8 protein-coding genes are annotated in these 8677 nt (G+C 70.1%); 1 reads left to right on the top strand and 7 read right to left on the bottom strand.

Features of this window, described 5'->3' with window-relative positions:
• Positions 1-1074: AAA family ATPase (locus tag ABD908_RS25385; protein ID WP_345001330.1), on the top strand; the 1074-nt coding region annotated here is incomplete at its 5' end.
• A 10-nt stretch (positions 1075-1084) separates the two neighbouring features.
• On the opposite strand, the gene ABD908_RS25380 is transcribed toward ABD908_RS25385, so the two are convergent.
• The 7 genes from ABD908_RS25380 to ABD908_RS25350 all read right to left on the bottom strand — a co-directional run bounded on the left by ABD908_RS25380 (position 1085) and on the right by ABD908_RS25350 (position 8610).
• A complete protein-coding gene (locus ABD908_RS25380) occupies positions 1085-1936 on the bottom strand; it encodes an HpcH/HpaI aldolase/citrate lyase family protein (protein WP_345001328.1) in 852 nt (283 codons plus the stop codon).
• A 255-nt stretch (positions 1937-2191) separates the two neighbouring features.
• Positions 2192-2617, bottom strand: a complete 426-nt coding sequence (locus tag ABD908_RS25375; RefSeq protein WP_345001326.1) for a (deoxy)nucleoside triphosphate pyrophosphohydrolase — start codon at positions 2615-2617, stop codon at positions 2192-2194.
• Positions 2614-3531 (bottom strand): HNH endonuclease, encoded by a 918-nt coding sequence (locus ABD908_RS25370; protein WP_345001324.1) that lies wholly within the window; start codon positions 3529-3531, stop codon positions 2614-2616. Before ABD908_RS25370 ends, ABD908_RS25375 begins: the two co-directional genes overlap by 4 nt.
• A gap of 264 nt (positions 3532-3795) precedes the next feature.
• On the bottom strand, positions 3796-5358 hold the full coding sequence (locus tag ABD908_RS25365; protein WP_345001322.1) for a serine/threonine-protein kinase: 1563 nt from the start codon (positions 5356-5358) through the stop codon (positions 3796-3798).
• Between the two features lie 72 nt (positions 5359-5430).
• Positions 5431-7005, bottom strand: a complete 1575-nt coding sequence (locus ABD908_RS25360) for an ABC transporter ATP-binding protein (protein WP_345001320.1) — start codon at positions 7003-7005, stop codon at positions 5431-5433.
• The gene (locus ABD908_RS25355; RefSeq protein WP_345001318.1) at positions 7002-7754 is read right to left on the bottom strand and encodes a hypothetical protein; all 753 of its coding nucleotides are present in this window, start codon (positions 7752-7754) and stop codon (positions 7002-7004) included. The genes ABD908_RS25360 and ABD908_RS25355 overlap by 4 nt, the downstream gene beginning before the upstream one ends.
• A gap of 13 nt (positions 7755-7767) precedes the next feature.
• Positions 7768-8610 (bottom strand): hypothetical protein, encoded by an 843-nt coding sequence (locus tag ABD908_RS25350; protein ID WP_345001316.1) that lies wholly within the window; start codon positions 8608-8610, stop codon positions 7768-7770.
• Between the last annotated feature and the right edge of the window lie 67 nt (positions 8611-8677).

The following is an 8677-nucleotide window of genomic DNA, read 5'->3' as shown; positions in this document are numbered from 1 at the left end:
GAGGTGGCCCGTGCGGTGGCCGACGGTGCCGTGGCGGTCGCCTCCCGCCTGGACGTCGCCGTTGCACGGGCGTCGGCGCACCGGGACGCGCTGGAGGCCGAGCGGGCCGAGCGGGGCGGGGCTCTGGACGTGGCGCGCGCCGAGTCGTCCTCGTTGAGCGCACGGCTCGCGCAGCTGACCGACGCCGTGCACCGCGACGAGGTGGCCAAGGCGCAGGCGCAGCTGCGGATCGAACAGCTCGAGGAACAGATCCTGGAGACGCACGGGATGTCGCCGGACGACCTGATCGCGGAGTACGGGCCGGACGTGCCGCTGCCACCGTCGGCGCTCGAGGTTGCCGAGTACGAGGCCGCCAAGGAGCGGGGCGAGCAGGTGGTCGCGCCGGCGCCCCTGGCCTTCGACCGCGCGGTGCAGCTGCGCCGCCTCAAGGCCGCGGAGAAGGACCTCGCGACGCTCGGGCGCGTGAATCCCCTTGCACTGGAGGAGTTCGCGGCGCTCGAAGAGCGGTACAACTTCCTGTCGACGCAGCTCGAGGACGTCAAGAACGCCCGAAAGGACCTGCTCGAGGTGGTGCAGGAGGTGGACGCCAAGATCCTGCAGGTGTTCACCGAGGCGTACGCCGACGTGGAGCGCGAGTTCGTCGAGGTGTTCGCGACCCTGTTCCCCGGCGGCGAGGGGCGGTTGGTGCTGACCCAGCCCGGTGACATGCTCGCGACCGGCATCGACGTGGAGGCGCGGCCGCCGGGGAAGAAAGTGAAGCGGCTGTCGCTGCTGTCCGGCGGCGAGAAGTCGCTGACGGCGATCGCGATGCTGGTGGCCATCTTCCGCGCGCGGCCGTCACCGTTCTACATCATGGACGAGGTCGAGGCGGCGTTGGACGATACCAACCTGCGCCGGCTGATCTCGCTGTTCGAGCAGTTGCGCGACAAGTCGCAGCTGATCGTGATCACGCACCAGAAGCCGACAATGGAGGTCGCCGACGCCCTGTACGGGGTCTCGATGCGCGGCGACGGGATCACGCAGGTGATCTCCCAACGCATGCGGGGGCAGGAGTTGGGCGCGCAGGCCGTGTGAATCGCGAGGTTCAGTAACCGCTGTGGCTGACCTCGGCGGGGGCGACCTCGATGCCGAAATCCTCGGCCTGGTGCACGATCTTCTGCGCCCGCGCAAGGCGAGGCAGGTCCGAGCCGTCGGTGATCTTGCCGCCGGACGCCTCGAACGCGGCGATGAATCCGTGCGCCCACGCGATGTCCTTCTCGCTGGGGCTCAGCCCCGCGTTGATGATCGCGGCGTGCTCGTGGGTGAGACAGAGCTTGCCCGACATACCCATCTCCTTGGCGTGCGCCGTTCCCGACGGCAGGTGGGTGATGTTGAGGGTGGGGCCGTCGATGGGAGCGGGTAGCCGTGCGGCTCGCGAGGCGATCACCAGCTGCGAGCGGGCGTAGACCAGCGCGATCGGGTCCTCGCCGGCCGCGGTGTCGCGCTTGAAGTCTCCGGTGCCGAACGCGATGCGGAAGGTGGACGGTGCAGCCGCTATATGTGCCACGTTCTGCATGCCGCGGGCGGTCTCGACCAGGGCGAGGATGCGGGTCCCGTCCACCAGGCGGTCGGCGGTGTCGTCGAGGTGGCTCGATGATTCGGATTTGGCCAGCATCACGCCTTCGAGGCCCTCGCACTGCTTGAGCGCCGCGCAGTCCTCGCTCCAGAACTCACTGGATGCGTCGTTGATGCGCACCCAGGCGCGGTGGCCGGTGGTGAGCCACTCGACGGTGTCCTTGCGGGCCTGCTTCTTGTCGTTCGCGGCGACCGCGTCCTCCATGTCGATGATGATCGCGTCTGCCTCGCTCTCCTGCGCTATCGCGAAGAGCTCGGGATGGGAGGCCGGCACGAGCAGCCAGGAGCGGGCGATCTGGGGCGAAATAGTGCGTGGACTCACTCGTGGAATCCTAGGCGGTCGTGGCGCGGGGGTGGGGGGTATCGATGTACAGGTCGCTCGAGGACCGGCTGATCCTGGAGCGCATGAATCCCGGTTGCGCTGTAGGAGGCTCGGCCGCCGGGGCGGTCCGCCGCTCGGGAAGACGGCGAAGCGGCTGTCGCGGGTGGGCAGCTGGTGAGCCCAACCTTTGCACCGAAAGTGCGATGAAACGGCAAGGTGAAAGGGCACTTTGGGCGCAAAGGTTCGAGGGGACCGTTAGGCGAGCCGATTCGCGATCACGGGGAGCGCTCGATCGTCGGACGGCAGCCAGGGGACATGCTCAAGCTCACCTCGCGCGAGCCACCTCAGGGCGTCGTGTGAGTCGAGGGGCGTCGGAGTTCCCGCTGTGACCGTCGCGAAGTAGAGGCGTAGCGCGTATGTCTGGGAGATCGGCCAGGCGCCATCGGGATGGGTGAGTTCGGTGCCGACGTCGATCGTGACTCCGAGTTCCTCCCGGATCTCCCGGGCGAGTGCCTCCCGCGGCGTTTCGCCACTCTCGACCTTGCCGCCTGGGAACTCCCACATTCCCGCGAGTTCCGTTGGACGGGTCCGCCGGGCCGCCAAGACTCGGTTAGGGGCGGCCAGGTCATCGACGATGACCGCGCCGACGACGAGCTGCGGCTGATCAGGCGTCGTCGTCACGCGATCAGGAACCTTTCGTACCGGGCCGCGAGGAGGCCTCGGTCGGGGCGTGCGGCGCGCGTCCTCGGAATCACCATCAGAGGCTGGTTGTGTCGCTCCTGCAGGCCGTGCTTGAGCATCGGCCCGTCGACCTCCTCTAGGAGGTCGACGCGGATCTTCACATCATGATCCGGTGTGATGCCGAGGATGTTGCTGTCGTACGCCGCATGGTGAATCTTGCACAACGCGAGACCGTTGGCCACTGCAGCAGCGCCGCCGTCCGAGTCGGCGTCGATGTGAGCCGCATCGAGCAACTCGCGGTGACCCAGCGCGCATACGGCGCAACGGTCCTCGTAGGCGAGTAGTACTCGGGATCGGAACACCGGCTGGTGTAGCCGAACCTTCGAGTCACGGGTGACGTAACGACGGAGCACCGCCTCGATGGGGGAGTCTGGTCGATAGAGTCCGCTCGTAGCATCGGTTGCGACGACGAAACGATGCTGAGTCGGCTCATCGCCGATGATGTATACGGGAAAGATGGCCTGAAACACGGCCGGGGCGATGCCGTAGAACCACGCCAGCGGGACCGCCGCGTCGATCGCGGCACGTACACCGACGTTGTCGCCCTCGTTCGGATCGGTCCCTTTCCATGCGTAGCGGAGAAATCCATCGTCGCCGATCTCGTCGGTGTAGTCGAATCGCTTCTTGCGATCGAACGGCGTCATGATCGTCAGCGCCGCGCTCAGTTCGGTCGGTTTGCGGATCCCGCGTTGACGGTCGATGAGCTTGAAGGGGTGCCCGTTGAAAGTGAAGTCCTGCTCGAGGGCGAGTCGGGTGATCGGGTCCCGCTGGTCGACGGTGGCATCCGCGAGAAAGTCGAGCATCTCGATGCGGAGCGCGCTCTCGGTCGTCGCGTCAAACTGTCTGGGGGCCACAGGCTCACGTTACTGCAGGCTCCAGACCAGTAGACCGGTCGCGCCGTGAAGCGGGTGGCTTCGTTGGAAGGTTCTCGAGCATCGTGGCGCTGTACTGAGGCCGACTTTGCTCCGCGCCGCCGGGCTCGCTACCGAAATGACCGCGGACCAGACGGCCTGGGTGGCCGGGCCGATCGCACATCGTCTCCGCGTGCCGCCCTGTCAAGCGTCGTCCCCCGCGGCCATGCCCAGGCCCGGAAGATGACGGGTGTCCGCTGCGGTGGTTCAGGCGCCGCAGTAGTAGGTGCCGGCCTGCGCGGTGTCGTTGCTGTTGCAGAAGGGGAAGCCCTGGTCGCCGCCGGCCACCGTCAACGTCAGGCCCTGACCGCCGCCCACGAGCGTGATCGAGACTGCTCCACCCACCGGGTTCTTCGTGTTGGAGGACGCGGTGATGGTTCCGGTGGCGGTGTTGCCGGACACCGATGCGAGCGCGAAATCCACGGTCCCCGTGACTCCGCAGCCCGACATCGGCGCGTCGGGGCAGCTCGACGTGTCGGAGTACGTCTCCCGGCCGGTCCCGTTCGACGCGATGGTGAGCCCCTCCTCGTGGGCGTGCCAGCTTCCCGCGAACGAGGCGAAGGACGGCGCCGCGGGCTCTGTCGTGATCGCCGTCGTGGTCACCGGAGTCGGCGCGGGCGTTGTGGTGACGGGGACGGGGGCCGGTGTCGGTGGCGCCGGCGAGGGAGCGCCGGCGAGTGGGGCGGGCGAGGCGGCCGGGCCGCTCGCCGTGGTCGACCCGCCGCGCGCCAACGCCACGCCGATGACTGCGGCGATTGCGGCGAGCGCGAGGATCACGGCGACGAGCGCGATCACCTTGCCCCGCGAGTCGGACGGTGCGGGTGCACGGGGTCCGGTGGGTCGGTCGGTGCTCGGCGCTCCGAGCGGAGTAGCGGATCGTTGCACCGTCGGTCGGACAGCGTCGGTGGTGTTCGGTTGCGGCGCACGCGCAATCGGTGTGGGGTTGCGCAGTGCGGCCGTGAACTCCGCGCAGCTGGAGTAGCGGTCGGCCGGATCCTTCGCGAGCACCCGCGCGAACACCGCGTCGAGGTACCCGGGAAGCCGCGGCGCTCGCTCGGTGACCGGCGGCACCGGGCGGTACAGATGCGCGGACATCAGCGCGGGAATCGAGTTCCCGGCGTAGGGGAGGGTTCCGGTGAGGAGTTCGAATGCGGTGCAGCCGAGGGAGTAGATGTCGGCCCGGTTGTCGAGGTCGCGTCCCTCGATCGCTTCCGGAGCGATGTAGCTCATGGTGCCGACGGTGACCCCCGTCGACGTCAACGACGTCGCCTCGCCCGCGGCCTTCGCGATGCCGAAGTCCGCGAGTTTGACCGTCTCGGCGACTGTTCCATCGATGGCCACGAGGATGTTCGCGGGCTTGACATCGCGGTGCGTGATCTGCTGTTTGCGCCAGGCGTAGTCCAGAGCGCCGCCGGCGCCGCCGATCACGTCTGCGGCGAGGTCCAGCGTGAACGGTCCGCGGGATGCGAGCAGGCGCGCAGCATCGGTGCCGTCGATGTACTCCATCGTCAGCCACAGGCGGCCCTCGAACTCGCCGCGGTCGTGCAGGGTGACGATGTTGGGGTGGCTCAGCGGGGCGAGGAGGTCGGCCTCGCGGAGGAACCGGGCCTTGAAATCCTGGTTGCCGCTCATCGCGGCGTTGAGCAGTTTGAGGGCGTCGCGCCGGGGCAGGCGCGGATGCTGCACCAGGTACACCTCGCCCATACCGCCGACTCCGAGGAGCCGAACGACGCGATAGCCGGCGATGGCCTGGTAGGCCTGCTCTGCCATGTCTGGACGGTACAGCGCCGTGGCCGGCGCCGCGCCGCAGACGAGCCAACCGGCACCGTCGGACCTGGCGTGTCACGCCCGGATGCGCAGGCGCCACAGCGCGAGCGCGGTGAGTACCGCAGTCCAGACGGCGACGATGCCGATCGCGGCGACGGGAGACCAGGTGATCTCGCCGACCCGGACGCCGATCATCGCGTACTCGGCATCGGTGACCGGGAGCCAGGCCGCGATCGTGCGGCCCACGTCGGGGATCGCCGGAACCACAACGGATTCCGCGACGTACCACCAGCCCAGCACCGCCGTCACGGCGGCGGCGCTGGTTCGCAGCGCCGTGCCGACGGCGAGGCCGGCGAGGGCCAGCAGAACAGCGACGACGGGCACTGTCCACGCCAGCCGCGCGATCTCGGCGCCGGGTGCGGATACGGCGGCGGTGGGGTCGGCGTTGTGACTCGCCAGGATCGCGAGGCCGATGGCGGCGGTCGTGAGGACCGCGACGCCGACCAGTGCGACGACAGCTGCCACCAGCGCCTTCGCCGCGTAGGTCAGGGCGGGACGGGGGAACACGAGCCGGGTCAGCCAGACGGTGCCGGCGTCGTGGTCGGCGGTGTGCAGCAGCGCGCCAGCCGCCGCGGTGAGGGCGCCGCCGAGGAGCCCGAACCCGTAGAGCGCCGTGTCGACGGTGGGGTGCCCGATCCCGGCGCCGAACACGCCGACCAGTACAGCGGCACCCAGCGTGACGACCGTGACGGCGACGGACAGCGCGCGCAGCGCCGGGGTCGTGCGGGCCTTGAGCAGCTCGGCGAGCACTGCGCGGACGAACCGTGGCCGCGGGCGCGGATCCGGTGCGAGCGCGCCGTCGGGCGCAGCCGGGCCGGTGATCCCGCCGTCCGGATCCTGCTCGGTGAGAGTGAAGTAGACGTCCTCGAGGGTTACCGGACCGCGCTCGGTGCGGCGGTGTAGGCCGCCGGGCGGGCCCGCGGCGACCGGCGCGGCGTGCCGGTCGAGCAGGTCGGCCAGCGGCTCGTCGGCGACGATGCGCCCGCGATCGATGAGCACGATGTGGTCGGCGGTGCGCTCCAGCTCCGCGAGCAGATGCGACGAGACGAGCACGGTGCGTCCCTCGGCGGCGAAGCGCCGCAACACGACTCGGGTCCAGGCGATCGCCTCCGGGTCGAGCCCGTTGACGGGCTCGTCGAGCACGATCACGGCGGGGTCGCCGAGTAGCGCGCCGGCCACCGCGAGCCGCTGCCGCATGCCGAGCGAGTACTCTGCTGCGGGCCGGTCCGCGACGTGCTGCAACCCGACCAGGGCGAGGGCCTCGTCGGCGCGCCCACGCGGGACCCCGATGCCCGCCGCCAGCCAGCGCAGGTGATCGGCGGCGGATCGCCTGGGTGCCAGCCAGTCCGCGTCCAGCATGACGCCGATCTCGGCGGCCGGATTGCGATGATCGCGGTAGGCGACACCGTCGATCGTGACGCTGCCCGACGTGGGTCGCTCGAGCCCCGCGACCATCCGCAGCGTCGTCGACTTGCCCGAGCCGTTGGGCCCGATGAAGCCGGTCACAGTGCCCGGCTCGGCGATGAACGAGACGCCCGCGACAGCGACGACACCGTCGTATTCCTTGGTCGCACCTCGCAATTCGATCATGGCGTGGGCCTGCCGGCGGCCCTGCTACTCCGGGCGAAGGCGCCCAGCCGGCCCAGCCCCGTCGTCGCGATCGTCGAGTAGTGGCCCGTCTGCAAACCGACCACGACCTGGTACTCCCACGCAACGAGGCACGCCCCGAGTGGCGACGCGGCCATCTCCTGCAGCACGGGGGTCATGTCGTTGCCGGCCTTGGTGAGAGCCTCGATCAGCTGCTTTCGGTAGGGCTGGTAGAACGGCTTGATCGTGTTCAGCGTGTTCTGCTCGCCCGCGTTGAGCGCGCCGACGGGACCCTTCAGCGCCGGCTGCGCGCCGGTGATCTGCGGCTGCGCGGCCGCGAGGAACGGCCCCGCGAGGCTGAGCACGGGGTCGTACGCCTGGCCTGCCGCGAATGCCTCGTCCGTGAACGCCCCCGCCGCCGGGGCGAGCAGGATCAGCGATGCGAGGCCACCTTTGAGCTTCGGCTTGGGCCACCCGAGCGGGCACTGGACGTCGGCGGGATTGATGCCGACGGCCCCACCTGCTCCGGGGAGCGCGGGTGAGCCGGCCGAGGTTGACGGTGCCGAGGTTGATGATGCCGAGGTTGACTGGACCGAGGGCACCGATGGGGACGGCGACGGCGTGGGGGACGGCGCCGCGGCCGCCGTCGAGCTGACCGAGAGTGCGACGGACGTGACCACCACCGGGAGCGCGAACAGGTAACGGCGGCGGGACCTGCCGTCGGGTCGCGCGTGGGTGAATCGCTCGAACATGAAGACCTCCGGATCAGGGGGTGGCGGACGGCGCAGCGGGGCTGCCTGCGGAGGGCTCGAACGTGCCCTCGAGGTGCCAGACCCCGGTGAAGTCGTTGAACGGGCCGCCGGCGATGTGGCTGCTCCAGTCGAGGGTGAAGTGCCTGGTCTGGGGGTCGTAGGTCCCGGTCGCCTGCGGGCCGGTGGTCCTGGCCGTCGCCGGCTGCGCGAGCCACCTGTGCGACACCCAGTCCCACGCGCGAGTCACCTTCTGTTGCCCCGGCGGCTGCGGCCCGGTGGACGGAACAGGCTTGGGCGCACCCTGATTGAACTCCTGGTTGTTCCACGACGCCGCCCACGCCGACACGTCGGCCGTGAGCCGGCCGTCGAGCTCCGTGACGCTGGGCGGCGGCAGTGGCGTGTGGGTCTGGGGATCGACGGGGTTGGTCGAGATCCCGAACAGCACGTCGAAGAAGCCCGTCGGCCGCGTCACCGAGGAGGACAGCGAGTTGCCGCCCTTGAAGCCCGGCCGCGCCTCGGTCTGGTAGGACCCGGTGCGCAGGCCGCCGGCGGTGCCCGGCTGAAGCGGCGTGACCTGGCCGCCGTCGACCGTCGAGTTGGCGTTGGTGACGTACGGGCCGGCGGCGGCGGTGCCCCCGACGATCGCCATCTTGAACCAGGTGCCGGTGAGGTGCCCGCCGCGTTCCGCGCCGGGCGTCAGGCGGAACAGTCCGACCAACTCGTGCGATCCCGCGGCAGCGTTGGCGCCGGCGGGCGCCGACGACGCGGCCGACCTACCCGAGGGCTGTGCGCCACACCCGGCCGCCAGCACGCCGACCAGCGCGATCGCCGCAGCGGTGTGCCTAGTACGTCCCATGCGCAGATTCCTTGTCGATGAGGCGGGCAGGATAGGAGGCGCCCGGTCGGCGGGCCCGACAAGTCGG

The sequence above is a fragment of the Tsukamurella soli genome, assembly GCF_039541155.1.
GTDB lineage: Bacteria > Actinomycetota > Actinomycetes > Mycobacteriales > Mycobacteriaceae > Tsukamurella > Tsukamurella soli.
The sequence above is the reverse complement of the archived record's forward strand: the minus strand, read 5'-3'. Positions and strand labels throughout refer to the sequence as shown.

What these genes read in the sequence shown, in the direction of transcription:
- ABD908_RS25350 (WP_345001316.1), bottom strand. Translation starts at nt 8,610, where the DNA reads ATGGGACGTACTAGGCACACCGCTGCGGCGATCGCGCTGGTCGGCGTG.
- ABD908_RS25365 (WP_345001322.1), bottom strand. Translation starts at nt 5,358, where the DNA reads ATGGCAGAGCAGGCCTACCAGGCCATCGCCGGCTATCGCGTCGTTCGG.
- ABD908_RS25355 (WP_345001318.1), bottom strand. Translation starts at nt 7,754, where the DNA reads ATGTTCGAGCGATTCACCCACGCGCGACCCGACGGCAGGTCCCGCCGC.
- ABD908_RS25360 (WP_345001320.1), bottom strand. Translation starts at nt 7,005, where the DNA reads ATGATCGAATTGCGAGGTGCGACCAAGGAATACGACGGTGTCGTCGCT.